The organism is Erythrobacter sp. K21-9 (assembly GCF_055808355.1).
The window spans coordinates 2,512,362-2,538,194 of sequence record NZ_CM147866.1 but is presented as its reverse complement, the minus strand read 5'-3'; the positions used below and the strand labels follow the sequence as shown (position 1 = coordinate 2,538,194).

Genomic DNA, 25,833 nt, shown 5'->3' with positions numbered 1-25,833 from the left:
GTTTTATTTTAATTGGAAGACTGAACCAAATGCTAACCTGAATGGTCAGACCCCCAATTTGATAAGGAAATCTTATCCTTACCTTGGGGACATGTCGAGTCGGTTGTTCCCAAACGTGTGAGCAGAAGTTAGTTAACCACGGTTTGACAACTCCGTATTCCTACATAAGCATTATTTTTCAGTACTTTAACGTAGGCGCGAAGGGAGTGCTCCATTTTGGCACGCCCTCAATTGCGGGTCGAAATGCGCCATCCTGTCGGCTTTGGAAGACCCACCACTGACCCAAATTGTGCGCTGCGACATCCCGATTCGTTCGCGCCGACTTCGATCCGGCTTCGTCCAGATTGGAGTTGAGATGTATTCGCCTATGGTTTCAGGACTGCGCAAAAGACGCGAACTAGATCGAGCTCTTGCTCGATGTCAGATGTGTCGCAAATATACAAAAAATGCAGCGTTCACAAAGAGAAAGATAATTGCTCGATTGTGAATGTTCACATTTGGCTTTCCGATTTCGGGGTTCGGTTGAGCCCGGAATACCGCGTGCGGGAGTCGGCTGATGTCATCGCGGCAAGTGGCCCGAACGTTTCGGCACGAGCTTCGTGAACGCAAAACCAACTTTCCTACCGGTGCCGTCATGCTGCATTGCAGCATTCAAATCGCCGAGCTGAAGGCTTTCTGGTTCTTTGCCCGATAGCCATCGAACAGCGAGGCGATGGTGCGGGCGTAGGGAATGCCCTCCCGATGGATCGACAAGGTTATACCTTCGAGCCTTACAAGACCTCGTTCGAGGAATGGCGCGAGATCCTTGTGCGATTGCGCCAAGAGGCACGGGGAAAGCTGCGCGGATCCTTGGCAAAGCAATTGTTCGATCACGGCACCTCGGAGTTGGTCCTCCCGCGATCGCACCGCTCCATAGGCTGCCGTCAGCCGTCCTTGCGATGCCAACATCCGGTAGCGGTCGCTGTTCTTTTCGTTTTGGGCGAGCAATTCTGGAAATGCACTGATCGCGCTGGAGCCCAGCCCGATAAGCGCGTTTGCCGTATCATCGGTGAAGCCCTGGAAGTTGCGACGCAGTGACCCAGCCTTCATCGCAGCCGCCATCGGGTCGCTTGGCAATGCGAAATGATCGAAGCCGATTGCGTCGAACCCGTTTTGCGTCAGGTAGTCGTAGCCAAGCTCGGCCATTCTGAACCTCTGCCGGGCTCCGGGAAGGGCGTCCGCATCGATCATCCGCTGACGCGGTACGAGGCCGGGCACATGCGCGTATCCAAACAGCGCAATACGGTCTGCTCCCAGCAGGCGAGTGTATTCGAGGCTGTCCTGAAGATCGGCTTCGGTCTGTTTGGGCAAGCCATACATCAGGTCGAAATTGAGCGAGTTCACCCCGGCGGCGCGAAGCCAATCGATGCTGCGGCAGATCATTGCATCGGATTGTTCGCGCCCGATGGCTTTCTGGCAATGCGCCGCGAATGTTTGCACGCCCATGCTCGCACGGGTGATGTCGGCATCGGCGATAGCCTCGCTCCAGGCCTGCGTCATGGAACGAGGGTCGAGTTCGACCGACCAGATGGGATCGGCAACCGCGAACTTGCGCGTGATCGCGTCGACCAGATCGAGGAATTCGGCTGGCAGGATCGCGTTCGGACTACCCCCGCCGAAAGCAACGCGCCGAACCCGCGCCGATCGGGGCAGCAGATCGGCAACGCTCGCCAACTCGGTGTGAAGGGCCCGAAGGTAGGATTGGACCCGCTGGCGCCGACCGAAAGCGCCGGTATTGCATCCGCAATAATAGCAAATTTTCTCGCAGAAAGGGATGTGCAAGTACAGCGAGATATCGCCGTCAGCAGACCCGATTGCCTCGGCAAGCCTGTCAGGAGCGATTGATCCGAAATCGGCGGCGGTCGGGTAGCTGGTGTAGCGCGGCACTGCGTGTTCGAGCAGGTCTGAATGATATGTCCACATGCTCAGCGTGATGGCGGGCGGTCACCTTTGCGTCGTTGATCTGGATCAAATGGTTTGCGGCAATTGACCGCATGGCACGCTTTGGCCGCGCAAGGCGCTTCTTGTTCGCTATCATCGCCGATAGGAATCGAGATGGTCCCGCCGCCGCAAAGTGTGGTTATCAGCGCATCTTCTTCCTCAGCAGGTGAACCCAGAACCAGCGAAGTCACCGAAAGCGCCGCGAGGATACCCGAAAAGCTCACGTCTCGTCCTCCTCGTCTTCATCGTCGATAAGGATGCGCTGCGCAGCTCCGTCGAGATCTTCGAACTGGCCGTGCTTCATCGCCCAGAAAAACACCGCAAGTCCCAGCAGCCCCATTCCGAGCGCGATCGGGATAAGGAAGGTCAGCCCGGTCATGCGCTTGCTGCGTTGGCTACACGCGCAAGCCGGAGCGAATTGGCCACGACGACTAGCGAGCTGATCGACATGGCTATGGCTGCAATCAGCGGGGTGACATACCCAAAGAGCGCCAGTGGGACTGCGAGCACATTATAGAGGACCGAGAACGAGAGGTTCTGCCGCACGATGCGCATCGTGCGCCGGGCAACTTTCACCGCCAGCGCAACCGGCATCAGGCTGCGCCCGATAAATACGGCATCGGCAGCCTGCTGGCTGGCATCGCTGGCAGTGCCGGGCGCAATCGAGGCGTGAGCGGCGGCGAGGGCGGGGCCGTCATTCAGCCCGTCGCCGACCATCAATGGCTTCCTGCCCTTTGCCTTGAGCGCCTCAAGCGCCGCGAGCTTGTCCTGCGGGGTTGCGCCGGCCTGCGATGCAAGACCGAGCTTCTTCGCGGCAGCCTTGACCGCGCCGCTTCGGTCTCCTGACAGGATGCTGGCACTCAATCCCAGTGCTCGCAGCTCGGCAATCGCCGCCTTCGCATCGGGCCTTAGTTCATCATCGAAGCGCAGCAAGTGCGACGTGTCGCCGATCCGTAGGCTTACCGAAATTGCATCGCTGGTCTGCTCAGGGCGCTCAAGGGCGACCTTCATGTCGTTCCAGCTGCCAACGACGCCCCGGCCCTCGACTTCGCGAATTTCCCGCAGTTCGGCGGGGGTAACGCCGCCAGCCTGCAAGGCTTCGGTCAGGCCCTGGCTCAAGGGGTGCCGGCTTGACTGGGCAAGTGCCAATGCGACCGACTTCTCTTCGCTGCCGAGCTCCGAAACACCGGGCACCGGCTTGCCAAGGGTAAGCGTTCCTGTCTTGTCGAGCAGCGCGGTGTCGCATTCGGCCAGTCGTTCGAGCGCACTTCCATCCTTCACCAGCAGGCCGCGCTTCAACAAAGCGCCGGATGCGACGACCTGTGCGGCGGGAACTGCGAGTCCCATCGCGCAGGGGCAGGTGATGATCAGGACAGCAATCGCGATAATCAGCGATTGGTGCCATCCGGCCCCTGCGATCATCCAGCCGATGAAGGCCAGCAGCGACAGTGTATGTACTGCGGGCGCATACAGACGAGAGGCCCGGTCGGCGATGCGAACATAGCGGCTTCGCGATTGGCCCGCTTCATCCATCAGGCGCGCGATTTCAGCTATCGCCGTGTCAGAAGCGGTCTTGGTCAACCGTATCCGAAGTGGCGCGCCGAGATTGATTGCTCCTGCATGGACGATGCTTCCCGCGCTGACAGTCTCGGGCGCGCTTTCGCCAGTGAGCATCGAATTGTCGATCGCGCCATCGCCCTGAAGGACTTCGCCATCGACCGCGAGAGCCTCTCCGGCAGCGACGAGCACCTGCATTCCCGGTTCCAGCTCGTCAGCGGGCAGGCGCGCCGTCGAACCGTCCGGGGCAATAACGCTGGCGGTCTTGCCCATACTGCCCAGTAGCGCGCCAATGCCGGCGCGGGTGCGGGTGCGCATCGATGCATCGAGCGCCCTGCCGCACAACAGGAAGAACAGCAGCATGACTGCGCTTTCGAAATAGGCATGCCCGCCGCCGGTTGCGGTTTCGTACAGGCTGAGTCCGGTTGCTAGCAGCACGCCGATCGAGATCGGCACATCCATGTTGGTCCGGCGATAACGCAGCGCCATCAGAGCCGAGGCGAAGAACGGCCTGCCGGAATAGGCGATCACCGGCAGCGCGATCAGAGCGGAGAGCCAGTGAAACAGCTCGCGCGTTGCCCCTTCGGCGCCCGACCAGATGCTTACCGAGAGCAGCATGATGTTCATCATGCCGAAGCCCGCGACAGCCAGCGCGCGCAGCAACTTCTTGCTTTCTGCATCGTCATTGCCCAGCGGATTGTCGGCGGCGGGCTGCGCCTCGAATCCCAGAACACGCAAGGCATCGACCAACTGGTCTTCATCAATCGCAGGATTGTGCAGCACCGCGACACGTTTTGCCGAGAAATTGACTCTGACCGTCTCGACCCCGGCAAGTGCAGACAGTTCGCGCTCGATCTTGCCGATGCACCCTGCGCAGCGAATGCCTGGCGCGGTCAGCCGGGTGTCGATGAGGTTCGCGCCCTGGCCTGCCAGGATGTCAGCGGGCGCGTTCATCTGATTTTCCGTTCTTCAGCCCATTCGAGGTTGCTGCTTTCAATTCGAAGACGAACGATCCAGCGGCCCGATCCGACCGCCGCGGTCGAGCGGTACGTGCCAGCTTCTTCCGGACTGGGCGCAAAAATCAGCGAAGCGGTGTCCCGCTGCCCGACAGGTCGTCGCAGTTCGGCGGACACGATTGCGCCATCCGGCACTCCGCCGGTCGCGACCTTGAGATGTCCAGTCTCATCACGGGTCACTTCGGCACTCCACCCCAGCGCCTTGCTGCGCTCCGCCTCGCTAAGCCAGCCGTTGAATTTCTGGCTGGCGACATAGGTGTTCTCGACGATGACTCCGCCAAAGCCGGTAACAGCATAGGTCGCCATCAGGAAATTGACGGCGACAACGATGCCGAAGCCTCCAACCATCACCTTGGCCATGTCGCGGCCTGTGAATGCGCGTTTCATTGCGGTGCTCCCGGACTGGTGAAGAGGGTCTGCCCGCTGTCGGTCTCGCGCTGCTCGTCGAGCGAGGTGACACGGATGGAGAAGTTCTGCTCAGCAGTTTCTGAAGGCGCGAGGACATATGCCCGGACGGTCTTCGTCGCATCGGGCGGAACTTCGACCCGCTGCGCGCGGGCGGCATCTCTGCGGTACGATAGTGTCGGTCCAGAACACCGCGCCGGGAAGTCCATCCAAAGCGATTTGCATGGATCGCGGGCGGCTCTCCATATTGCGCAGTTTGAGCGTGTAGGCGTTGCGAACCGAGCCGTCCTTAAGCAGCATGAAAGGCGGATTGCGGTCCGGCTGGACGGAAATCTCGGTGTGTGTGCGGATGCCGAGGGCGAACAGCAATGCTCCGCCGATACCGTCCCATATCATGAGGTAGGCAATGGTGCGAGGGCGCAGCAGCGCTCGCCAGGCAGGGCGCGCAGGCTGACCGGCGGCCTCCGCTTCGCAATCTTCCAGTGTCGCATAGTCGATCAAACCGCGCGGCCTTCCGACATCTTTCATCACACGGTCGCAGGCGTCGATGCACAGCGCACAGGTTATGCAGCCGATCTGTGGCCCTTCGCGAATGTCGATACCGGTCGGGCAGACCTGCACGCATTGCAGACAGTCGACGCAATCACCGTATTCGCCGGGGCTTTTCTGCGATTTCTTGAGGCTGCCGCGCGGTTCTCCGCGAAAATCCTTGTAGGTCACCAGCAGCGATTTTTCGTCCATCATCGCCGCCTGGATGCGCGGCCACGGGCACATATAGATGCAGACCTGCTCGCGCATGAACCCGCCCAGCACGAAAGTAGTGGCGGTCAGGACAGCGACCGTCGCATAGGCAATCGGAGCCGCCTCTCCTCGCCAGAATTCGTAGGTGAGTGTCGGTGCGTCGGCGAAATACATGATCCACGCGCCTCCGGTCCAGAAACTGATCAGGAGGTAGACCGCCCACTTGCCACCGCGCCGCGCGATCTTCGACGCTCCCCACGGTGCCTTGTCGAGCCGAACGCGCGCGTTGCGGTCGCCATCGAAGAACCGGTCGACATGCTGGAAGAGGTCGGTCCAGACCGTTTGCGGGCAGGCATAGCCGCACCACGCGCGGCCCACGGCGCTGGTCACGATGAACAGGCCGATGCCCGCCATGATGAGCAGCCCGGCGACAAAGTAGAACTCGTGCGGCCAGATTTCGATGCCGAACATGTAGAACCGGCGGTTCGCGAGGTCGATCAGCACCGCCTGATCCGGGGCATAGGGACCGCGATCCCAGCGGATCCACGGCGCGCCGTAATAAATGGCGAGCGTCACGATCATCACCGCCCACTTGAACCGCCGGAAAGGCCCGTCGATCCGCTTGTTATGGACCGTCGGGCTCTTTTCGTAGAGCTTTTCAGGCACGCTGGCGGGTGGCGGCTGGCCTTGCGCATGGCGCTGGGTGGCGGCGAGCGGCTTGGCCTCGGCTACATCTAGCGCGCCGCCCCAGTCGCCGGGCGGCTTCTTGTCATCCTCGGGACCATTGGCATCGGGATCATCAGGGTCGGCCATTGAGGGCTACCGTGGTTTCTTCCGTGTCCTCTGCCTCGTCCGGAACATCAGGCTGCTCGGCAACTTCGCCGCCGCCGCGTGAATGAACATAGGCCGCGAGCATCTTGATCGTTGCCGGATCGAGCCGGTCTTTCCAGCCGGGCATGACGCCGTGCTTGGGATAGAGGATTTGCTCGCGGATCTCCGCCGGGTCGCTGCCATAGAGCCAGATCGCATCGTTGAGCGCAGGCGCGCCCTGGATGCGGTCGCCTTCGCCAGATGGCTGGTGACAGGCGGCGCAGTTCTGCTCGTAGATCGCTGCTCCAGCCGCGTTGGCGTCGGCACGCCCGCTCAGCGAAAGGACATGGCCGACCAGTGCATCCAGCTCGGCATCGTCGAAGATGCCGTCAAATCCGGGCATGTAGCTGAGCCGTGTCTGGTTCGACCCCTCCCAGCGAATGCCGTGAAGCAAAGTCACCTCGATTGCTTCAAGGTCGCCGCCCCATAGCCAGTCATCGTCGTTGAGATTGGGGTAGCCGCCCGCGATCCCGGCTGCACCGGCTCCGTGGCACTGCACGCAGTTCACCTTGAAGGCCGCCGCGCCGCCCGCGATGGCCTGCTGCTGCAATTGCGGCGAGGCGGAGAGTTTCGCGATATCGGTTGCGGCGATCTGTTCGAAGACATCGCGCCGCGCGAGGTCGGCGGCGCTCATGTCCTGCGCCAGTTCGCTGCGGCTCGACCATCCGAGCACACCGGTGGTAGCGCGGTCGATCATCGGCCATGCGGGATAGAATATGGTGTAGGCGATGCCCCAGGCCACAGTCGCGTAGAACGTCCACAGCCACCAGCGCGGCAGCGGGGTGTTCAGCTCCTCGATCCCGTCCCATTCATGGCCGACGGTTTCGGTGCCAGTGGGTTCGTCAATCCGTTTGCCGGGTCCGGTTTCATTCGCCATCTTCGTGATCCTCAAGGATGGAGTGGGCTGCGTGGTGGTTCTGGTCGCGCGAGCCGGGGCGGAAGGGCCAAAGGCACAGGCTCACAAAGATGATCGCCATCGCCAAAAGACCATAGCTGTCGGCAAATTGGCGCAGGGTTTCGTAATCGGTCACCGGTACCGGTCTCCTCGGCAAGTTCCTGCTGCGCCGCCGCGCTGTTCACGTCGATCAGCGCGCCGAGCATCTGCAGGTAGGCGACCAGCGCGTCCATCTCTGTCACGCGTGATGGGTCGCCGTCGTAATCGCGGACCTGCGCCTTGGGATAGCGGGCCTCGAAATCGACGAGATCGACATCCGGATCGGCCTGTCCGTAAAGGTCGGTTTCGGCCTGAGCGATGTCCTGGTCAGTGTACGGCACGCCGACCGTGCTGAGCGCGCTCAGCATTGCGCCGGCATCCGCGATGTGCAGGTCGGTCTTCGAGAGGAAGCTGTATTTGGGCATGATGCTTTGCGGCACAACGCTTTGCGGATCGTTGAGGTGCTGGACGTGCCATTCGTCCGAATAGCGCCCGCCGACGCGCGCCAGATCGGGCCCGGTCCGTTTCGATCCCCATTGGAAAGGATGGTCGAACATGCTTTCGGCTGCGAGGCTGTATGCGCCGTAGCGCTCAACCTCGTCGCGGAACGGGCGGATCATCTGGCTGTGACAGGTATAGCAACCTTCGCGAATGTAGATGTCGCGTCCAGCCTGTTCCAGCGGGGTATAGGGACGCATCCCGTCGACCTTCTCGATCGTGTTGTCGAGGTAGAACAGGGGGGTGATCTGCACCAATCCGCCAATCGCCACCGTAATCAGGGTGGCGACCGCCATCAGAGTCACATTGCGCTCGATGCGCTTGTGGCCCTTGACCGTTTCCTTGACCATTGGATCAGCCATTTATCGCTTCCTTATTCTGCGGGCTGCGGCGACAGCGGACGGTCCGCTTCGGCGTCATAGGTGGCTTGATAGAGCGGTGCTTCGTCCCGCATCCGCCCGGCGATTGTCATCCAGACGTTGAAGGTGAGGACTGCTGCCCCTGCGAGGTAAAGCAGGCCGCCAAAGGCGCGCATCATGTACATTGGTTTCAGCGCCGTGACGGTGTCGATGAAGCTGTTCACGAGGTAGCCGTTCGCGTCATACTCGCGCCACATCAGGCCCTGTGTGATCCCGGCAACCCACATGCTGGCGGCGTAGAAAACGATGCCAAGCGTCGCGAGCCAGAAGTGCCAGTTGATCATTCGCAGCGAATACATCCGCTCCCGCTTCCACAAACGAGGCACGAGGAAGTAGATACAGGCGAAGGTAATCATGCCGTTCCACCCCAACGCGCCGGAATGAACGTGGCCGATTGTCCAGTCGGTGTAGTGCGAAAGGCTGTTCACGGCCTTGATGCTCATCATCGGGCCTTCAAACGTGCTCATCCCGTAGAACGCCAGGCTAAGCACCATCATGCGGATGATCGGGTCGGTGCGGACCTTGTCCCATGCGCCGTTGAGCGTCATCAGGCCGTTGATCATCCCGCCCCAGCTGGGCATCCACAACATGATCGAGAACACCATGCCGAGCGTCTGCGCCCAGTCGGGCAGGGCGGTATAGTGCAGGTGATGCGGACCCGCCCAGATGTAGAGGAAGATCAGGCTCCAGAAGTGGATGATCGACAACCGATACGAATAGACCGGGCGTTCGGCCTGTTTCGGCACGAAGTAGTACATCATCGCGAGGAAGCCTGCGGTCAGGAAGAAACCGACCGCGTTATGACCGTACCACCACTGCGTCAGCGCGTCCTGCACGCCGGCAAAAACGCTGTAGCTGCGCGATCCCAGAAAACTCACGGGCATCGACAGATTGTTTACGATGTGGAGCATCGCGATGGTGATGATGAAGGCGAGGTAGAACCAGTTGGCCACATAAATGTGCGGTTCCTTGCGGCGCACGATGGTGCCGATGAAAACCGCGAAATAGGCGACCCAGACAATGGTCAGCCACAAATCGACATACCATTCCGGCTCGGCATATTCCTTCGATTGGGTGACGCCGAGGAGGTAGCCGGTTGCCGCCAGCACGATGAATAGCTGGTAACCCCAGAACACGAACCGCGCGAGGCCGGGGAAGGCCAGTGTGGTGCGGCAGGTGCGCTGCACGACGTAAAAGCTGGTTGCGAGCAAGGCATTGCCGCCAAAGGCAAAGATCACCGCAGACGTGTGCAGCGGACGAAGCCGTCCGAAATTCAGCCAAGGCTCGAAATTGAGCTCGGGAAAGACGAGTTGAAGCGCGATCACGAGCCCTGCCAACAGCCCGGCCATCCCCCAGAAAACCGTGGCGATCACGCCCCAGCGGATGACGTCGTCATCATAACGCGACGGTCCTTCCGGCATGCGGAAGATGCTCTGCGCCTTCGCCATCGGATCGTATTTGACGAGCGTCATGATCATCAATCCGAATGCGACGATTCCGACAATCAGGGCGTGCGCGGCAAAGCCGGGATCTTGCGCTCCGACAAAGGCCGCGAGCGACAGAATGATGAGCACGAACCAAAGGCCGGACCGACCCACTACGCTTTCCATTACGAATTTCCTCCTGTCCGTGATTTCGCTAGGCGGACATGGCCGGGCTCACATTGATCGAGATCAAATGCGGTCCCCGGCTCGCTCGACTTTTCGGATTTCTGAAAATGCCCCGCTCGGCGAGCTATCTGCCCGATGTCGCGGATGACGACCTGCGACCGGCCGCGGGTTTCGATCAGGCTATCCTCGCGCAGTTTGCCAAGTTGGCGGCTGACCGTCTCAATCGTGAGGCCGAGCGAATCTGCAATGTCCCGCCTCGACATCGGCAGGTCGAGAACCCGCTGGCGGCCGTCTCCGGTTCCGATCCGGTCGGCCATCGCGACAAGGAACCCCGCAACCCTTTCAAGTGCGTTTTTCTGGCCGAGTGCGACCGTCTTGTCGCGGCACCGGTGAAGGGCGGTTCGCTGACGTTCCAGCATAGCTCTTGCGATGCGCGGGTCTTCCGCTGCGCACTCGAAGAAAGCGCGGGCGGGGAAGATCAGCAACTCGCTCGGCTGCAGCGCCGAGACCCCGAAGGCATGCAGATCGTCAGCAGGGATCGAAAATATGTCCCCGCCAAAGTGAAACGCGATGATCTGCTCGCGATCATCCGAAGCGCGCGCCACGAGCTTGGTCGCGCCTGCACCGATATAGAGGACCTTCCCCTCATCGTGATCGAGTGGTGCGGAATCCTGAGATTGGAGTGAAGCCGCAGCAGCCATCGTCTTCAATTGCAAGCCAGCACCCGCGGCAGGTTCCACGCCGAATGCGGCGCGCATGAATACGTCGAATAATGCCACACCGGTCATCGGCTACCTGCAAGCTTGTTCATCGACTCGGTGTGTTTTGCGCTGCCAATGCCGATGCGTCTTTGATCGAGATCAATGCGTGGATGCATTTGCGCCGGGTATTTCACCGCTCGAAGCAGCAACAACCCTCGGTCGCATCGGGCGGCCACTGCGGCTTCCAGGGAAGGTATCATGAAGACAATTCTTGCCGTCACGAGCGCCGCAGTCGCGCTGGTGGCATCTCCTAGCCGCCGCTCAGGACCGCGCCGGGGATGTGCAGCTGAAAGTTTTTGCAACCGCTGTCCTGCCAGATGGCGAAATTGACGAAGTCAATGTCGACGCTGTCGGCTTGCCCGCCGGGATCGATACGAAGGCAAACGACAATTACGTGCCGACTATCGCAGTGGAGTATTTCGTAACCGACAATTTCTCCATCGAGACGATTGCCGGAACGACGCAGCACGATGTCGATACGGTTTCGGGCTTTCCTCCGGGAACCGAACTGGTGTCGGATGCCTTGCTTCTGCCCGCGACCGTGACGGCCAAGTTGCATTTCGATATGGGCGCAGTGAAGCCTTATGTCGGGGCAGGTCCGGCCTATTTCATCTGGTTGAGCGACAAGCCGGGCGCTGCCGTCGTTCCGCTTGGAGTGACCGACACGGACCTTTCCGATGAGCTCGGCTTAGCCTTGCAGGCGGGCTTCGATGTGCCGGTCGGCGACGATGGATTTGGCGTAAGCGTCGATGCAAAGCGCTATTTCATCGGCACGACGGCGCGATGGTTTGCAGGCAATACGCTCGTGATCGAAACCGAGCATAATCTCGATCCCTGGGTCATCAGCGCGGGTGTCAGTTACAGCTTTTAGGCACATGCTGCCTGCCCCGTGATATCGGCTCCGCAAGCACACTGCCTGCGGGGCCGATTGCCATTGGGATACCGCCTGCTGGATTCGCTGCCGAAGCCCGAAATCCGTTCGCCAGGCGCTTGGTGAACGGCATGTTGCAAGAGGTTCCTCGTCCAGCGCATCGTCCTGCACGCCGACCGATCGTGCCGCCTGTCGATTTGTGATGCGCGGAGAGCCCGGATCAGTGTACTTGCGCTTCGCCTGCTCCGCGCGGTACGCGGATGGAATCGACCAGCTTGCGGATTTCGAGAGGGGTCTTCGCTGTCACGCTGGCAACCGCGATGGCGACGCCAAAGTTTGTCAGCATGCCGATCACTCCGATGCCTTCGGGCGAGATCCCGAAGAGCCAGTTTTCCGCCACATTCGCCGCCGGATCAAGCAGCTTGAAATACAGAATGTATCCGAAGGTGAAGAGCAGGCCGCTTACCATCCCTGCAATTGCGCCTTCCTTGTTCATCGACTTGAAGAAGATGCCCATGAAGATCGCCGGAAAGAGGCTCGATGCGGCAAGACCAAAAGCGAACGCGACAACCTGCGCCACCCATCCCGGAGGATAGACACCGAGATAGCCCGCGACGATGATCGCCGCCGTTGCCGCTCCGGCGTGCCGCGAGCAATTCGCTTTTGGCCGAGATGCTGGGCGCGAAGGTGCTCTTGAGCAGATCGTGGCTTACCGAACTCGAAATCACGAGCAGCAGCCCTGCCGCCGTGGAAAGCGCCGCTGCAAGACCGCCGGCAGCCATGAGGGCAATCACCCAGCCGGGAAGGTTGGCAATTTCCGGATTGGCAAGAACCATGATGTCGCGGTCGACATACACTTCGTTCTCGGTGTCCGGGTTCGGCGCGTTCGCGACGACGCGCTCACCCGAAGGGCCCGTCTCTCCGGTAAACTCCGGCTTGCCAGCAAAGGCTTCTCCGGCACGGTACTGCATGATCCCGTCGCCATTCTTGTCCTGCCAGGCGATAAGGTCGGCGCCTTCCCAATTGGTGAACCAGCTTTCGGCCTCGCTGTATTCGGTCTCATTCGTCTTATCGATGAAGTTGTAGATCCCGAACGCGCCAATCGCGGGAGCCGTGGTGTAGAGTAGGGCGATGAAAACCAGCGCCCAGCCTGCCGATTTGCGCGCATCCGATGCCTTGGGCACGGTGAAGAAGCGGACGATGACATGCGGCAGACCGGCGGTGCCAACCATCAGGGCGAGCGTGATGCAGAACATGTCGATCGTGCTTTTCGACCCGTACCGTATACTGCCCGAACCCTAACTCGACGAGCACGTTGTCCAGCTTTTGCAGGACGTATTGTCCGGACCCGTCATTCAGCTCCGACCCCAGACCAAGCTGCGGCAGCGGATTGTCCGTCAACATGAAGCTGATGAAGAATGCCGGCACCATATAGGCGGCGATCAGAACGCAATATTGCGCGACCTGCGTGTAGGTGATGCCCTTCATCCCGCCCATGACGGCGTAGATGAACACGATCCCCATACCGATGATAACGCCGGTAGTTATGTCGACTTGCAGGAACTGCGAGAACACGATCCCAACGCCGCGCATCTGTCCGGCGATATACGTGAAGCTGATAAAAATCAGGCAGATCACCGCCACCACGCGCGCCGTTTTCGAATAGTAGCGCGTGCCGATGAAATCAGGCACGGTGAATTGTCCAAACTTGCGCAGATATGGAGCAAGCAGGAGGGCGAGCATCACGAAGCCGCCGGTCCAGCCCATCAGGTAGACAGAGGCGTCATAGCCCATGAAGGCTATCAGTCCTGCCATCGACAGGAAGCTGGCAGCGCTCATCCAGTCCGCTGCGGTCGCCATGCCGTTTACAACCGGGTGCACACCCCCACCTGCGACATAGAATTCCTTGGTCGAGTCGGCGCGGCTCCAGATCGCGATCCCGATATAGAGAGCAAAGCTGAGGCCAACGAAGATATAGACCAGGGTTTGCGTGTCCACGTCCGCCCCTTTCAGTCGTCGAGATCGAACTTGCGTTCGATCTGCTTCATGCGAACTACGTAGAAGAATATCAGCGCGATGAAGATGTAGATCGAGCCCTGCTGGGCGAACCAGAAGCCGAGCGGGTAGCCGCCGATGCTGAACTGATCGAGAAAGTCCCTGAACAATATCCCGGCTCCGAAAGAGCAGGCAAACCAGATCGCCATGAGCGAAACGAGCAGGCGGATGTTCTTACGCCAATATTCGCTCTCCGAGGCGTTTGTCTCTGCTGTCTCTGGCGGGCCCGCATCCGGCGATTGAGGTGAGGAGGGACCGTGATCCATGTCCTCCTCGGTTGCCGCTCCACCGGAATCCGAGGCTGAATTCGTCTCGTCCATTTCCCCCCTTTCGTGGCAAGGACAAAGCACCCTGCAAAGGGGCTACCTTGGCCGACAACACATCTATCAGGCAACCGTGCTTGAGAGGAGAAAGCACGGCTGGCGCATCCGGCAGCCCTATGTTGGATCGCAGACTGGAATGTGAGCGGGACCGTCTCGCATGGAAAATCGGCAATTTCGATAATCTCAGCGCTCATGTCGCGGCGCAAACACGAATGGCAATTCGATCCCCATCCGACCATTGTCGACCGGATGGGCCGGCCCGGATCGAGCTTTTCTGCTTAACGATGCGGACGGCTTCGGGCATCAGTCGCTTATGAAGGGAAGCGAGCGCAATCGCGAGGCAGGAATGGGCAGGTGGCAATTCTGGATCGATCGCGGCGGGACCTTCACCGATATTGTCGCGCGCACGCCCTCAGGCCATTTCAGGACCGCCAAATACCTCTCGGAAAATCCTGAGAATTACGAGGATGCGGCGCTTCACGGTATCCGCATAATGCTGAATATCACAGCGGGCGAAGCCATTCCCGAAGATGCGATATCCGCAATCAAGATGGGGACCACGGTAGCCACCAACGCCCTGCTCGAACGCGCGGGCGAACCCACCGTCTTTGCGACAACGCGCGGTCACCGCGATGTGATCGAGATCGGTTACCAGACGCGGCCGGATACCTTTGCCCTCGACATCCAGAAGCCCCAATTGCTCTACAATGGCGTGGTGGAAATCGACGAGCGCGTGCGAGCGTCCGGCGAGGTCGAGATAGCGCTCGATCCAGGCGCGGCCCGGCAAAAGTTGCAAGCGGCCTTCGATGCAGGTTTCATGTCAATCGCGATCGCGCTTCTGCAAGCCTACAAGTTCCCTGAACACGAACAGGTTCTGGCCAAACTGGCTCGCGAGATCGGCTTCACGCAGGTTTCGATGAGTCATGACGTCAGTCCGCTGACCAAGATCGTCTCACGCGCCGAGACGACCGTGGTGGACGCATATCTCACACCGATCCTGCGCCAATATGTGGATCAGTTCACGCACGCTTTCGGCAAGGCGCAAACGCCCGGCAAACTGCTGTTCATGCAATCCTCCGGAGGTCTGACCGATGCAGCGAGCTTTCGCGGACGCGATGCGATCCTTTCCGGTCCCGCAGGAGGGATCGTCGGGAGCGTGCACACCGCACGGCAGGCCGGTTTCGACCGCGTCATCGGCTTCGACATGGGCGGCACTTCGACCGACGTCTCCCATTATGCTGGCGAACTCGAGAAGGTCTACGAAACGCAGGTCGCCGGTGTCAGGATGCGTGTTCCGATGCTCCATATCCACACGGTGGCCGCAGGCGGCGGGTCCGTGCTGCGATACGATGATGAGCGGTTTCAGGTCGGTCCGCAATCCGCCGGTGCCGATCCGGGGCCAGCCTGCTACCGGCGGGGAGGCCCGCTCGCCGTGACCGATATCAATGTTTGCCTGGGCAAGCTGCGACCCGATCACTTTCCGCGCATTTTCGGTCCTGGTCAGGACCAGCCGCTCGACGTCGAGACCGCGCGCGCCGGATTTGCCGCCATCGCCAAGGCCATCGACGATGGACGTTCGGCAGAACAGGTCGCCGAGGGCTTTCTCGACATTGCGGTCGAGCACATGGCGCAGGCAATCAAGAAGATCTCGGTCGCGCGCGGCTACGATGTGAAGAACTATCTGCTCAACTGCTTCGGCGGCGCGGGCGGTCAGCACGCTTGCCTGGTGGCGGAGCGGCTCGGGATCGGGACGATCCTGCTGCACCCGCTATCGGGAGTGTTGTCTGCCTATGGCATGGGACTGGCTGCAACCAAGGTCGAACGGCAGCAGGTCTTCGGGCAGGAACTCGGTGCCGGGAACGGCGAGAACGTGTCGCAAATCCTCGCCGAGCTTCAGCGTGAGGCATTATCCGATCTGGAGGCGCAAGGCGTCATCGATGGACCAGTGTCGGTCCGCGCCGAGGCTTTGCTGCGCTACCGCGGCACGGATACGACCATCACGGTCGCGGTCGACGAGCCTGAGATCATGCGCGCCAGTTTCGAGGAAGCGCATCGGCGTCAATACGGCTTCAGCGCGCCTGACAAGGTGATCTTGCTCGATACAATTATTGCCGAATGCAGCTGCGGCGGCGAGACGAACCCTGAGACGGTACGAAACGGAAAAACACAGCGGCTCGCCTGAACCGCTGGCTCGCTCACGCTTTTTCACAAAAGGCGAGTGGCATGACGTGCCCGTTTTCGATGTCGAGGCGCTGGGCTTTGGTCACGAAATCGCCGGTCCGGCCATCATCACAGAACCGACAGGCACGATCATCATCGAGCCGGGCTGGGCGGGATCGATCAACGCATTCGGGCATCTGATCCTTTCTGCCAAAGAGCGGGAGGCCGCCGTAAGCCACCTTGCCGGACTGGACGCCGATCCGGTCACGCTCGAGATATTCAACAATCTCTATATGTCGGTTGCCGAGCAGATGGGGATCGTCCTGCGAAACACCTCGCAATCCGTGAATGTGAAGGAGCGCCTCGACTTTTCCTGCGCAATCTTCGATCCAGAGGGCAATCTGGTTGCCAACGCGCCGCATGTCCCGGTGCATCTGGGCTCGATGGACGCAAGCGTGCGAACGATCATCGAGAGCGGGCAGACGATCAATCCGGGTGATGCCTTCGTCCAGAACAATCCGCACAATGGCGGCTCTCACCTGCCCGATATTACGGTCGTCACGCCGGTCTTCGACGAGGATGAGGGGCGCATCATGTTTTTCGTCGCCAGCCGCGCGCATCATGAGGACGTCGGCGGGATATCGCCGGGCTCAATGTCGCCGAATGGACGGACGATACACGAAGAAGGCGTGCTGCTCGACAACCTGAAGCTCGTCGAAAACGGCACTTTCATGACCGAGCGGATCCAGCGGGCATTTGCGGATGGGCCGTATCCGGCGCGCAATATACCGCAGAACATCGCCGATCTGATGGCGCAGGTCGCCGCCAATGCCGCAGGGGCGGCTAGAGCTGCGAAAACTGGTCGCAAATTACGGGCTGGAGGCGGTCCACGCCTACATGCAGCATATTCAGGACAACGCGGAACTGGCGGTGAAGCGCGTTTTGCGGGAGCTTGAGGATGGCGAGTTCAGCCTGACCGTCGATAGCGGCGCGCAGATTGCGGTAGCCATCAGGATCAACCACGAAACGGGCACAGCTGTCATCGATTTTACAGGTACGAGCGAGCAGCAGAACAGCGCCTTCAACGCGCCTTTCGCAGTCGTGAAAGCTGCTGTGCTCTATGTGATCCGGTGCCTCGTGGCGAGCGACATTCCGCTCAACGCCGGTTGCATGAAGCCCCTACACATCATCGTGCCGGAGCGGTCGTTGCTGAACCCCGAATTTCCTGCCGCGGTCGTGGCCGGGAATGTCGAAACCAGTCAGGCCATCACCGATGCGCTGTTTGCCGCGCTTGGCAAGCTGGGATCGAGCCAGGGGACGATGAACAATCTCACCTTCGGCAATGAGCGCTATCAATATTACGAGACGATCTGCTCGGGCGCTCCTGCCGGGCCGGGCTTTGATGGAGCCGCGGCAGTTCATACGCATATGACCAACACCCGCATGACCGATCCCGAAATCCTCGAGCAGCGCTATCCCGTGATGCTCGCCGAGTTTCGGATCGACCGCGCATCGGGCGGGCGCGGGCAATGGAATGCAGGAGACGGCATAACGCGCCGCATTCGTTTCGAGGAAGCCATGCGATGCACGATACTGTCCGATCACCGGGTGGTCGCTCCTGTCGGTATTGCAGGCGGAGAGGATGGCCGTCCTGGTCGCAACTGGATCGAGCGCGCAGACGGTTCGGTGGAGGAACTCGGCGGCTGCGGCGAGGCAGAGGTCCAGGAGGGCGATACAATCGTAATCCGGACACCAACAGGGGGTGGATATGGATCGATATCATAGCGTTCGGATAAGCGCCTCGGGCGGCGCAGCATGATCGAGCGCATCCGGAATATCGGGCCCGGCGCGCTAGTCACCGCGGCGTTTATCGGGCCCGGCACGGTCACCGCCTGCACGCTGGCGGGCGTCAAATTCGGCTATGCGCTTCTTTGGGCGCTGCTGTTTGCGACCGCAGCGACAATCATCTTGCAGGAAATGGCAGCGCGGCTGGGTGTTGTCACGCAGAAAGGGCTGGGCGAGACGCTGTCAGAGCTTTTCGACAAGACGATCTGGAAGTGGCCGCTGATTATCCTGATCGGCCTCGCGCTCTATCTCGGAAACTCGGCCTACGAAGCGGGGAACCTGTCGGGCGCTGCGATCGGAATCACGGCAGTCACGGGCGAATCCAAGACCATTTTCACCGCAAGCATCCTCACGATTTCGGTGCTCGCCGCTGCATTATTGCTCGCAGGGACGTACAAGCAGGTCGAGCGGGTCCTGCTCGGCCTGGTTGGCATCATGGCGGCGTCATTCGTCGCAACCTTTGCGATTGTCAGGCCTGATCTTGGAGCGCTTGCGACGGGGATGTTCGTGCCCAGCATCCCTGATGGCGCGCTGCTCACCGTCATCGCCTTGATCGGTACGACAGTCGTCCCGTACAACCTGTTTCTTCATTCGACGGCAGTGCGCAACAAGTGGTCGGGCCCGGATGATCTGGGCGCGATGCGAACTGATACGGCGGCGGCAATCGGCCTTGGCGGAGTGATTGCCATCCTCATCGCCTCCACCGCCGCGGCCAGTCTGTTCGCAGCTGGAATTTCGGCAGAAAGTGCAGCCGACCTCGCGCGGCAGTTCGAACCTCTTTTCGGTTCATTTTCGAGCTACATTCTAGGCATCGGATTTTTCGCAGCAGGTTTGACAAGCGCAATCACTGCGCCGCTGGCGACCGGTTACGCGATGACTGAAATCCTGAGTGTGAAAGGCGGCCAGCAATCGCTTGCGTTCAAGTTGATCTGCCTGAGCGTCATTGCGATCGGTGCTGGTCTGTCGCTGACCGGGATCCGTCCGATAGAAATCATCGTCACGGCCCAATTCGCCAATGGATTACTGCTCCCCATTATCGCGTTGTTCCTACTCTACGTCGTCAATCAGGAATCGGTTCTGGGACGCCACGCCAACGGATGGATCGCGAATGTTCTGGGGGCGGCAGTGGTGTTGATTGCAACTGGGCTCGGGGTGAGACTGATCGCCGCAGCGCTTTCCTGATCCTGAGCGGCCAGCAGACCGTACTTTTTCGTTCAGCGCGTCGAGAAGGCCTGGAATTCCTCGTATTCGTCCTGCCCGGTAACAACCTGATCTCCGACCTTGAGCCAGGCGTGCAGCGCTACGCCTTCGGACGTGTCGTCCCTGCGCGATCCGAGGATGACCTGCGAGGGAATGCCGCGCCGTCCCAGGACCCAGCGTCCGGTGATGGCCTGAGGGAAGCAGACGGCCTCGAATTTCTGCTTGCGCGCAAGGCGTTTGATGATCCGCCCGATATCGCCCGCCTGCTTGATCTGCTTTGGCGTCAGGTCAGCCGCCGGCGCATCCGCGCTGCGGCCGATAGGGCCGAGGGTCTTGCGCCACCAGCGAAACGGGACAAGCGTGATGAGCGCGCGCGCGGCGGCGAGGCCAAGTATGATCTCGGCCTTCAGGATCGCTTTCTTGACGGTTCTCACAATACTCAAATTTTCGGCCATTGTATGTGTGGGAGGCCTGCCAATCCCGTCCTGACGCTGCCCTCAGACGACTCCAAAGGCGAGCATGGCGTCGGCGACCTTCTTGAAGCCTGCAATATTCGCACCCTTCACGTAGTCAACGTATCCGTCTCCCTGGTCGCCATATTCCACGCATTTTTCGTGGATGCCTTCCATGAGTTCGGTGAGCATGTCGCCGAGCCGTTCCTGGTTCCAGCTGATGCGCTCCGAATTCTGGCTCATCTCGAGACCCGAGACCGCGACACCGCCAGCATTCGCGGCTTTTCCGGGTCCGTACATGATCTTTGCGTCATGGAAGACCTTCACCCCTTCGAGTGTGGTCGGCATGTTCGCGCCTTCTGAAACGGCCATGCAGCCGTTTTCGACAAGTTCGCGCGCCTGTTCCTCGTTGAGTTCGTTTTGTGTGGCGCAGGGCATGGCGAGGTCGCATGGCACATCCCAGGGGCGCTTGCCCTCGTGGAAGGTCGCATTGGTGAAATGATCGGCATATTCGCTGATCCGTCCTCGCCGCTCGTTCTTGAGCCGTTTTACCCAGTCGATCTTGTCCTGATCGATGCCGTCGGGGTCATGGATGAACCCGTCGCTATCCGATAGCGTCAGCACTTTTCCGCCCAGCTGGCAGAGTTTCTCTGCGGCATGGGTCGCGACATTGCCTGCGCCCGAGATCACGGTACCGTCTTGCCGTCGATATCCTCGCCCTTTTGCTTGAGCATATTGCGCAGGAAGTAAACCGCGCCGTAGCCGGTCGCCTCGGGGCGCATCTGCGATCCGCCATACTCGATCGCCTTGCCGGTCAGCACGCCTTCCCAGCGGTTGGTGATGCGCTTGTATTGCCCGAACATATAGCCGATTTCGCGCCCGCCCACTCCGATATCGCCAGCCGGAACATCGGTATCCGGCCCGATATGCCGGTAGAGTTCGGTCATGAAACTCTGGCAGAACCGCATGACTTCGCTGTCGCTCTTGCCCTTGGGATTGAAGTTGGATCCGCCCTTTCCGCCGCCCATCGGAAGCCCGGTGAGCGAATTCTTGAAGGTCTGTTCGAAAGCGAGGAATTTCAGGACGCTTTCATTGACCGAAGAGTGAAACCGGATGCCGCCCTTATAGGGACCAATGGCGTTGTTGTTCTGGACCCGCCATCCCCGCTGCACGCGGATACAGTGATTGTCGTCCTCCCAGCATACACGAAACGAAATGACGCGGTCGGGTTCGGCAATCCGGCGCAGAATCTGGGCTTCGTGATATTCCTTCTTGTCCTCGATAAACTCGAAGATGTCCTGCGCGACTTCCTGCACGGCCTGAATAAACTCGTCCTGGCCCGGATTGCGCTTCCTCACGCCTTCCATGAACCGGTTGATATCGACATGATCGGAAGCGGCCACCGCATCTCTCCATCCAAAAATTGTGTGACCTGGAACGGGCCTTGTGGCTCTTAAACGCGCCATTGTGGCAAAGGGTCCGCATACCGGGCGCACACCGCCGATCCGTCGGTCGGCTTGCAAAACAGCGGCAGGCCCCTAGAAGGTGTGCACATCCATCAGCGCCGGATTTCGATATTCGAAGGCCGTCTTTTCAGGCCGCGCTCGATCACACAGCCTTTGGCCTGACGGTCAGCAGACCCGAGAAAACCATTTCATGACCAGCGAAACCGCTGAACCCTCATCCACAAGCGATCTTCCCATCGAACCGCCGATGGTCGACCTTCATATCAGGACACATGATCGCGGTTTCTATGACGGTTTCAGCCGCGAAGTGTCGATCCCGGGCAAGATCATCGTCTCGCTCATCATCATCTGGGCCATCCTGCCGCTCGGCGCGATGGAGATGCTGCAAGCTGCCAATGCGACGATCATCGCGAGTTTCAGTGGCTGGTACGTCTATCTCGTCGCCTTGTTGATTGTCGTGTGCTTCGGACTGGCGCTCTTGCCGCAAAGCGGGCGTCTGCGGCTGGGCCCGCAGGACGAAGCGCCCGAGTTTTCGCGGTTTTCGTGGGTGTCCATGCTGTTCGGTGCGGGCATCGGCATCGGGATGCTTACCTATTCGACCGGAGAACCACTCGCGCATTTCGCCAGCAATCCCGACATCATCCGGGGCGCTGTGGACGCACAATCGGCTGAGGCAGTTCGGTCCGCGTATATGTGGACCTTCCTGCACTGGGGCTTTGGCGCATGGTGCACTTATGCGCTTGTCGGCCTCGCTATCTCTTATGTGGCGCACCGGCGCGGGCTGCCGCTCACGATCCGTTCAAGCCTTGTGCCGCTGTTCGGGAAAAGCATGTCGGGCATGGCGGGACACGTGGTCGATGTGGTTGCCGTGGTCGCGACGATCCTGGGTGTTGCCGTGACTCTGGGACTGGGCGTCCAGCAGTTTGTGGCAGGATTGCACCGGGTCGGGTTTGGCGACTGGCTGCTGGCCAGTGATGGATCGGCGTCGCCCGCAGCGATCATCGGCGCGCTGCTTGTGCTCGTGGGCGCATCGACCATCAGCGCGCTTTCAGGTGTAGGCCGCGGGATCAAGTGGCTTTCGAACATCAATATGGGGCTTTCCTTCGCCCTGCTCGCATTGTTCGCGGTTGTCGGTTCAGGCCTTTATGGTCTCCAACTGCTAGGCGTCGGCATCTGGGACTACATCGTCACCCTGCCTGCCAACTCGCTGACCTTGTTCAGCAGCGACGGCAGCGCCGCCGGAGATGCGCTGGTGCAGTGGCAGCTCGACTGGTCGGTCTTCTACTGGGCATGGTGGATCGCCTTTGCGCCGTTTGTCGGCATGTTCATCGCGCGGATTTCGCGCGGACGCACGATCCGCGAGTATATCCTAGGGGTGGCGATCGTGCCGTCGCTGATGTGCTTTGTCTGGATGGCTCTTGTTGGCGGAACCGCGATCGAGCTGGAATTGAGCGGCGCGGCAGAAGGCGCAATCTTAGGCACCGGCATCTCCGACCAGCTGTATGCGACACTGGCTGTGTTGCTGAGCCCCGAGCTTGCGCTCATCGTGTCGGGCCTCGTCGTGATCCTGCTCATGACGTATCTGATCACGTCGGCTGACAGCGCAATCCTCATCGTCAACACGATAAACGGCGCAGGCGATGATGAGGGCAGCCGCCGGTATCACATCCTGTTCTGGGGGCTGGCCCTTTCGTTCGTGGTGGGTTCGATGCTGATCCTCGGCGGCATCGAGGCCATCCGCATCACGATGATCATCGGGGCGCTGCCATTCTCCTTCGTGGTGCTCGCCATGGCGGTGGCCATCGTAAAGGCAGTGGCATTCGATATCGTGCGCAAGCGTCATGGTGTGCCCACCACCGCTCAGGGCTGCGAGGACTGGGACGGGAAAGTATCGCCCGCCCAATGACTTCGATTAGACCTTTCCTTGATATAAGTATAGTTTGATTTTTAATTGAAATGTATCGTCAATAGTGCCGATTTCCAGCTCTATTCATGTCGAATTATTTATATAAAACCTCGCGTAATGTGAGTGAAAAATCACCTATATTGTGATTTACTCCAAAGACCCTGCAATGTTGTTCTTTTGCAACATCGTCAGCTTAGTTCCTGAATTCTCATGCGGCGGCTGTGGCCACTGCCGGGTGCGCTTGTTATCCGGGCCCGAATCGAACGCACTGCCGCAATTCCTGCGTTCATTTCTTGGGTAACGCCGTTGCAGTTCCGCTTCGCGACCCTTCCGAAAGCTCAAAGGGGCCTTTTAATGTCGAAATTCGTCGGCGGCGCGTCTGTAAGCGCGCTCGCAATCGCTATCGCATCACCTGCTGCCGCACAGGAAAGCACGGCTCAAGCCGCGCAGCCTGAGCAGCGCGGCGGTGTCAAAACCATCGTTGTTACCGCGCAAAAACGCAGCGAGGATTTGCAGGACGTGCCTGTTTCCGTCGCAGCAATCGGCGCGGAACAGCTCAACGAACTGAATATCGATACATTCGAGGATTACCTCGAACAATTGCCGACGGTGACGGCTGGCGGCAACGGACCGGGCCAGAGCACGATCTACATTCGCGGCCTTGCCTCGACCACGCCGAACATCACCGTCGCCGGTGTTGCCGGTCTCGCACCGAATGTTGCGCTGTATCTCAACGATCAGCCGCTCTCCCAGCCTGGCCGCAACCTCGACGTATACGCCGCCGACCTTGAGCGTATCGAAGTGCTCTCGGGTCCGCAGGGCACGCTTTTCGGAGCAAGCTCGCAGGCCGGTGTGGTCCGCCTGATCACCAACAAGCCAAGCCTCAGCGGTTTCGATGCCGCATTCTCGGGCGGCGTGTCCTTCACCAAGGGCGGCGAATCCAGCTATCAGGCCGAAGCCATGCTGAACGTGCCTGTAAGCGAGACCATCGCACTTCGCGGGGTGGTCTATCTCGACGGCCAGGGCGGCTACATCGATAATGTACCCGGCACCCGCGACCTCACGGAAAGCGGTACGGTTCCGCCCGGCGGGCACGGTCCGCGCAAACGGCGTTCCGGTGAACGCAAACCGCGGCGGCTTCCAGGCCGGGGCCGACCTTTCGAATGTCACTTTCCTGCAGGCCGACAATACCGGCATCGCGCAGGACGATTTCAACGACACGCAATATGCCGGCTTCCGCGTGACCGGTCTGTGGGAGGTTACCCCGGACTGGACCGTGACCGTCGCGCATCAGCGCCAGAGCCTCGAGTCCGACGGTGTGTTCTTCGCCGATCCGGAACTGGGCGGTCTCGACGATCTTGAGATCGAGCGTTTCGAAGAAGACCGTCTCGAAGACGATTTCTCCAACACCAGCTGGACCGTCGAGGGCCGTCTGGCCATGCTCGATGTCGTCTACACCGGCGCCTACACCGATCGTGAGAGCACCCAGCGTGCGGATTACACCGATTACATGTTCGTCGGTCAGTACCTGCCCTATTACATTTGCGATGGTTCGGTAACCTATCCGGGCGCTGCCGATCCGAGCGGCACCTGCCAGGCACCAAATCTCTACATCAACTCGTTCAGCAAGACTGAGGTGTTCACCCAGGAACTGCGTTTCAGCACGCCTGACGACTGGCGCGTCCGGTTTCAGGGCGGCGGTTTCTACTCCGACCTGTCGCTCGAAGAGCGCGTCGATTTTGCCTATCCCGGCAATGTCGTAGCGCAGCCCTTCGGCCCGTTCGCACCGAACTTCCCGCAGATGTCTGGCTTCGTGTCCGATCCGGGACCGTTCCCGGCCGAAACGATCTTTCGCAACGATATTCGCCGTACCGATGAGCAGTTCGGTTTCTTCGGTGAAGCCAGTTTCGACGTTGTGCCAGATCTGCTGACCCTTACACTGGGCGCCCGTTACTACGATATCGAAGTGGATTTCGAAGGCAGCGCCAACGGTTCGTTCTGTAATTCGGGCGGAACCGATCAGAACGCATTCGGCACCGACATCAGCGATCTGTATGACGGCGACGGCGAGTTTACGTTTATCGGTTCATGCAGCGCGGCACTTCGCCAGACCTTCGACCTGAATGACAGCCTCGCCGATATCCAGGCTGCCGGTCTCAGCGCGACGCAGGCGCAGCAGGTTTTCAACGCGATCCGCGCGCCCGATGTGGCCGCAACGGATGGTTTCATCTTCAAGGGCACGGCAACGTTGACCCCGACCGAAGATCTGCTGTTCTACGCAACCTATTCGGAGGGTTTCCGTCCCGGTCTCTTGAACCGCCCCGGCGGCGCACTTGGCCCGAATGGCTTCACCGTCCCGTTCGCCGTCGATACCGATGAAGTGAAGAATTACGAGCTCGGCTGGAAGATGGACCTTATTGATGGCCAGTTCCGTTTCAACGGCTCGGCATTCTTCGTCGATATCTCGAACCTGCAGACGCAGATTTTCGACCCGTCGATCACCAACCTGTTCTTCTCGGACAATGCCGCGAATGCAGAAATCTACGGTGTCGAGGCGGACTTCACGTTTGCCCCTTACGCGGTCCCCGGTCTGACGGTTGCCGGTGCGTTCTCGGTTCTCGACACCGAGATCACCGACGTCCTGACGCCGACCACCGACGTGATTGCCGGAGAGGAACTGGCCTATGCGCCCGGCTTCCAGGGAAATATGCGCGTGCGTTACGAATGGGATCTGTCGAGCACGACGGAAGCCTATATCCAGCCG

18 protein-coding genes and 6 pseudogenes are annotated in these 25,833 nt (G+C 60.1%); 7 read left to right on the top strand and 17 right to left on the bottom strand.

All coding sequences use genetic code 11. The annotated features are described in order from the left end of the window. Positions 1-651: 651 nt before the first annotated feature. The 10 genes and pseudogenes from hemN to AC0L39_RS12960 form a co-directional block, all read right to left on the bottom strand. Entirely contained in the window at positions 652-1,962 is a 1,311-nt protein-coding gene (gene hemN / locus AC0L39_RS13005; protein WP_473258461.1) for an oxygen-independent coproporphyrinogen III oxidase, read from the bottom strand. Between the two features lie 238 nt (positions 1,963-2,200). Next, complete coding sequence (gene ccoS, locus AC0L39_RS13000; protein WP_473258459.1) at positions 2,201-2,359, bottom strand: cbb3-type cytochrome oxidase assembly protein CcoS; 159 nt, start codon at positions 2,357-2,359, stop codon at positions 2,201-2,203. Beyond that, positions 2,356-4,491: a heavy metal translocating P-type ATPase gene (locus AC0L39_RS12995; RefSeq protein ID WP_473258458.1), complete on the bottom strand. Its 2,136-nt coding sequence runs from the start codon at positions 4,489-4,491 to the stop codon at positions 2,356-2,358. Before AC0L39_RS12995 ends, ccoS begins: the two co-directional genes overlap by 4 nt. Further along, positions 4,488-4,940, bottom strand: a complete 453-nt coding sequence (locus AC0L39_RS12990) for a FixH family protein (RefSeq protein WP_473258456.1) — start codon at positions 4,938-4,940, stop codon at positions 4,488-4,490. The genes AC0L39_RS12995 and AC0L39_RS12990 overlap by 4 nt, the downstream gene beginning before the upstream one ends. Further along, positions 4,937-6,512 (bottom strand): annotated as a pseudogene (ccoG, locus tag AC0L39_RS12985) (cytochrome c oxidase accessory protein CcoG). Before ccoG ends, AC0L39_RS12990 begins: the two are co-directional and overlap by 4 nt. Beyond that, positions 6,499-7,446 (bottom strand): cytochrome-c oxidase, cbb3-type subunit III, encoded by a 948-nt coding sequence (ccoP, locus tag AC0L39_RS12980; protein ID WP_473258455.1) that lies wholly within the window; start codon positions 7,444-7,446, stop codon positions 6,499-6,501. The pseudogene ccoG and the gene ccoP overlap by 14 nt, the downstream one beginning before the upstream one ends. Further along, positions 7,436-7,546, bottom strand: a complete 111-nt coding sequence (locus tag AC0L39_RS12975; RefSeq protein ID WP_473258453.1) for a CcoQ/FixQ family Cbb3-type cytochrome c oxidase assembly chaperone — start codon at positions 7,544-7,546, stop codon at positions 7,436-7,438. The genes ccoP and AC0L39_RS12975 overlap by 11 nt, the downstream gene beginning before the upstream one ends. Before the next feature lie 58 nt (positions 7,547-7,604). After that, positions 7,605-8,351: pseudogene (gene ccoO / locus AC0L39_RS12970) on the bottom strand (cytochrome-c oxidase, cbb3-type subunit II); the annotation flags it as partial. 23 nt (positions 8,352-8,374) lie between these two features. Further along, the gene (gene ccoN / locus AC0L39_RS12965) at positions 8,375-10,030 is read right to left on the bottom strand and encodes a cytochrome-c oxidase, cbb3-type subunit I (RefSeq protein ID WP_473258451.1); all 1,656 of its coding nucleotides are present in this window, start codon (positions 10,028-10,030) and stop codon (positions 8,375-8,377) included. Continuing rightward, the gene (locus AC0L39_RS12960) at positions 10,030-10,818 is read right to left on the bottom strand and encodes a helix-turn-helix domain-containing protein (RefSeq protein ID WP_473258449.1); all 789 of its coding nucleotides are present in this window, start codon (positions 10,816-10,818) and stop codon (positions 10,030-10,032) included. Before AC0L39_RS12960 ends, ccoN begins: the two co-directional genes overlap by 1 nt. A 184-nt stretch (positions 10,819-11,002) precedes the next feature. On the opposite strand from AC0L39_RS12960, the gene AC0L39_RS12955 reads away from it, so the two are divergent. After that, positions 11,003-11,662, top strand: coding sequence for an OmpW/AlkL family protein (locus tag AC0L39_RS12955; protein ID WP_473258447.1), 660 nt, complete (start codon positions 11,003-11,005; stop codon positions 11,660-11,662). Positions 11,663-11,882: 220 nt separating this feature from the next. On the opposite strand, the gene AC0L39_RS12950 is transcribed toward AC0L39_RS12955, so the two are convergent. The 5 genes and pseudogenes from AC0L39_RS12950 to AC0L39_RS12930 form a co-directional block, all read right to left on the bottom strand. Continuing rightward, entirely contained in the window at positions 11,883-12,131 is a 249-nt protein-coding gene (locus tag AC0L39_RS12950; RefSeq protein ID WP_473262485.1) for a hypothetical protein, read from the bottom strand. A gap of 48 nt (positions 12,132-12,179) precedes the next feature. After that, a pseudogene (locus AC0L39_RS12945) lies at positions 12,180-12,242 on the bottom strand (hypothetical protein); the annotation flags it as partial. 565 nt (positions 12,243-12,807) lie between these two features. Further along, positions 12,808-12,894: pseudogene (locus tag AC0L39_RS12940) on the bottom strand (hypothetical protein); the annotation flags it as partial. A gap of 88 nt (positions 12,895-12,982) precedes the next feature. Next, positions 12,983-13,660: pseudogene (locus AC0L39_RS12935) on the bottom strand (VC_2705 family sodium/solute symporter); the annotation flags it as partial. Positions 13,661-13,671: 11 nt separating this feature from the next. Further along, positions 13,672-14,037, bottom strand: coding sequence for a DUF4212 domain-containing protein (locus AC0L39_RS12930; protein WP_473258445.1), 366 nt, complete (start codon positions 14,035-14,037; stop codon positions 13,672-13,674). Between the two features lie 349 nt (positions 14,038-14,386). On the opposite strand from AC0L39_RS12930, the gene AC0L39_RS12925 reads away from it, so the two are divergent. From AC0L39_RS12925 to AC0L39_RS12910, 4 genes are read left to right on the top strand one after another with little or no spacing between them, the layout of a single operon-like run. Continuing rightward, a complete protein-coding gene (locus AC0L39_RS12925) occupies positions 14,387-16,222 on the top strand; it encodes a hydantoinase/oxoprolinase family protein (RefSeq protein ID WP_473258443.1) in 1,836 nt (611 codons plus the stop codon). Positions 16,223-16,268: 46 nt separating this feature from the next. After that, positions 16,269-17,156, top strand: coding sequence for a hydantoinase B/oxoprolinase family protein (locus AC0L39_RS12920; RefSeq protein ID WP_473258441.1), 888 nt, complete (start codon positions 16,269-16,271; stop codon positions 17,154-17,156). Then, positions 17,098-17,985, top strand: coding sequence for a hydantoinase B/oxoprolinase family protein (locus tag AC0L39_RS12915; protein ID WP_473258439.1), 888 nt, complete (start codon positions 17,098-17,100; stop codon positions 17,983-17,985). The genes AC0L39_RS12920 and AC0L39_RS12915 overlap by 59 nt, the downstream gene beginning before the upstream one ends. A gap of 30 nt (positions 17,986-18,015) precedes the next feature. Further along, on the top strand, positions 18,016-19,227 hold the full coding sequence (locus AC0L39_RS12910; protein WP_473258437.1) for an Nramp family divalent metal transporter: 1,212 nt from the start codon (positions 18,016-18,018) through the stop codon (positions 19,225-19,227). Between the two features lie 32 nt (positions 19,228-19,259). On the opposite strand, the gene AC0L39_RS12905 is transcribed toward AC0L39_RS12910, so the two are convergent. Together AC0L39_RS12905 and gdhA are read right to left on the bottom strand one after the other, a co-directional pair. Beyond that, complete coding sequence (locus AC0L39_RS12905; protein ID WP_473262385.1) at positions 19,260-19,679, bottom strand: lasso peptide biosynthesis B2 protein; 420 nt, start codon at positions 19,677-19,679, stop codon at positions 19,260-19,262. Between the two features lie 63 nt (positions 19,680-19,742). Next, positions 19,743-21,100, bottom strand: a pseudogene (gdhA, locus tag AC0L39_RS12900) (NADP-specific glutamate dehydrogenase). Positions 21,101-21,353: 253 nt separating this feature from the next. On the opposite strand from gdhA, the gene AC0L39_RS12895 reads away from it, so the two are divergent. Together AC0L39_RS12895 and AC0L39_RS12890 are read left to right on the top strand one after the other, a co-directional pair. Continuing rightward, entirely contained in the window at positions 21,354-23,069 is a 1,716-nt protein-coding gene (locus AC0L39_RS12895) for a BCCT family transporter (protein ID WP_473258435.1), read from the top strand. Positions 23,070-23,423: 354 nt separating this feature from the next. Next, a complete protein-coding gene (locus AC0L39_RS12890) occupies positions 23,424-24,431 on the top strand; it encodes a TonB-dependent receptor plug domain-containing protein (RefSeq protein WP_473258433.1) in 1,008 nt (335 codons plus the stop codon). Positions 24,432-25,833 lie beyond the last annotated feature (1,402 nt).

Coding starts and splice junctions, on each gene's coding strand:
- AC0L39_RS12925 (WP_473258443.1), top strand. CDS start 14,387: ATGGGCAGGTGGCAATTCTGGATCGATCGCGGCGGGACCTTCACCGAT.
- AC0L39_RS12960 (WP_473258449.1), bottom strand. CDS start 10,818: ATGACCGGTGTGGCATTATTCGACGTATTCATGCGCGCCGCATTCGGC.
- ccoS (WP_473258459.1), bottom strand. CDS start 2,359: ATGACCGGGCTGACCTTCCTTATCCCGATCGCGCTCGGAATGGGGCTG.
- AC0L39_RS12890 (WP_473258433.1), top strand. CDS start 23,424: ATGTCGAAATTCGTCGGCGGCGCGTCTGTAAGCGCGCTCGCAATCGCT.
- AC0L39_RS12995 (WP_473258458.1), bottom strand. CDS start 4,491: ATGAACGCGCCCGCTGACATCCTGGCAGGCCAGGGCGCGAACCTCATC.
- AC0L39_RS12975 (WP_473258453.1), bottom strand. CDS start 7,546: ATGGCGATCATCTTTGTGAGCCTGTGCCTTTGGCCCTTCCGCCCCGGC.
- AC0L39_RS12930 (WP_473258445.1), bottom strand. CDS start 14,037: ATGGACGAGACGAATTCAGCCTCGGATTCCGGTGGAGCGGCAACCGAG.
- AC0L39_RS12910 (WP_473258437.1), top strand. CDS start 18,016: ATGATCGAGCGCATCCGGAATATCGGGCCCGGCGCGCTAGTCACCGCG.
- ccoP (WP_473258455.1), bottom strand. CDS start 7,446: ATGGCGAATGAAACCGGACCCGGCAAACGGATTGACGAACCCACTGGC.
- AC0L39_RS12895 (WP_473258435.1), top strand. CDS start 21,354: ATGACCAGCGAAACCGCTGAACCCTCATCCACAAGCGATCTTCCCATC.
- ccoN (WP_473258451.1), bottom strand. CDS start 10,030: ATGGAAAGCGTAGTGGGTCGGTCCGGCCTTTGGTTCGTGCTCATCATT.
- AC0L39_RS12950 (WP_473262485.1), bottom strand. CDS start 12,131: ATGGTAAGCGGCCTGCTCTTCACCTTCGGATACATTCTGTATTTCAAG.
- AC0L39_RS12990 (WP_473258456.1), bottom strand. CDS start 4,940: ATGAAACGCGCATTCACAGGCCGCGACATGGCCAAGGTGATGGTTGGA.
- AC0L39_RS12915 (WP_473258439.1), top strand. CDS start 17,098: ATGCAGCATATTCAGGACAACGCGGAACTGGCGGTGAAGCGCGTTTTG.
- hemN (WP_473258461.1), bottom strand. CDS start 1,962: ATGTGGACATATCATTCAGACCTGCTCGAACACGCAGTGCCGCGCTAC.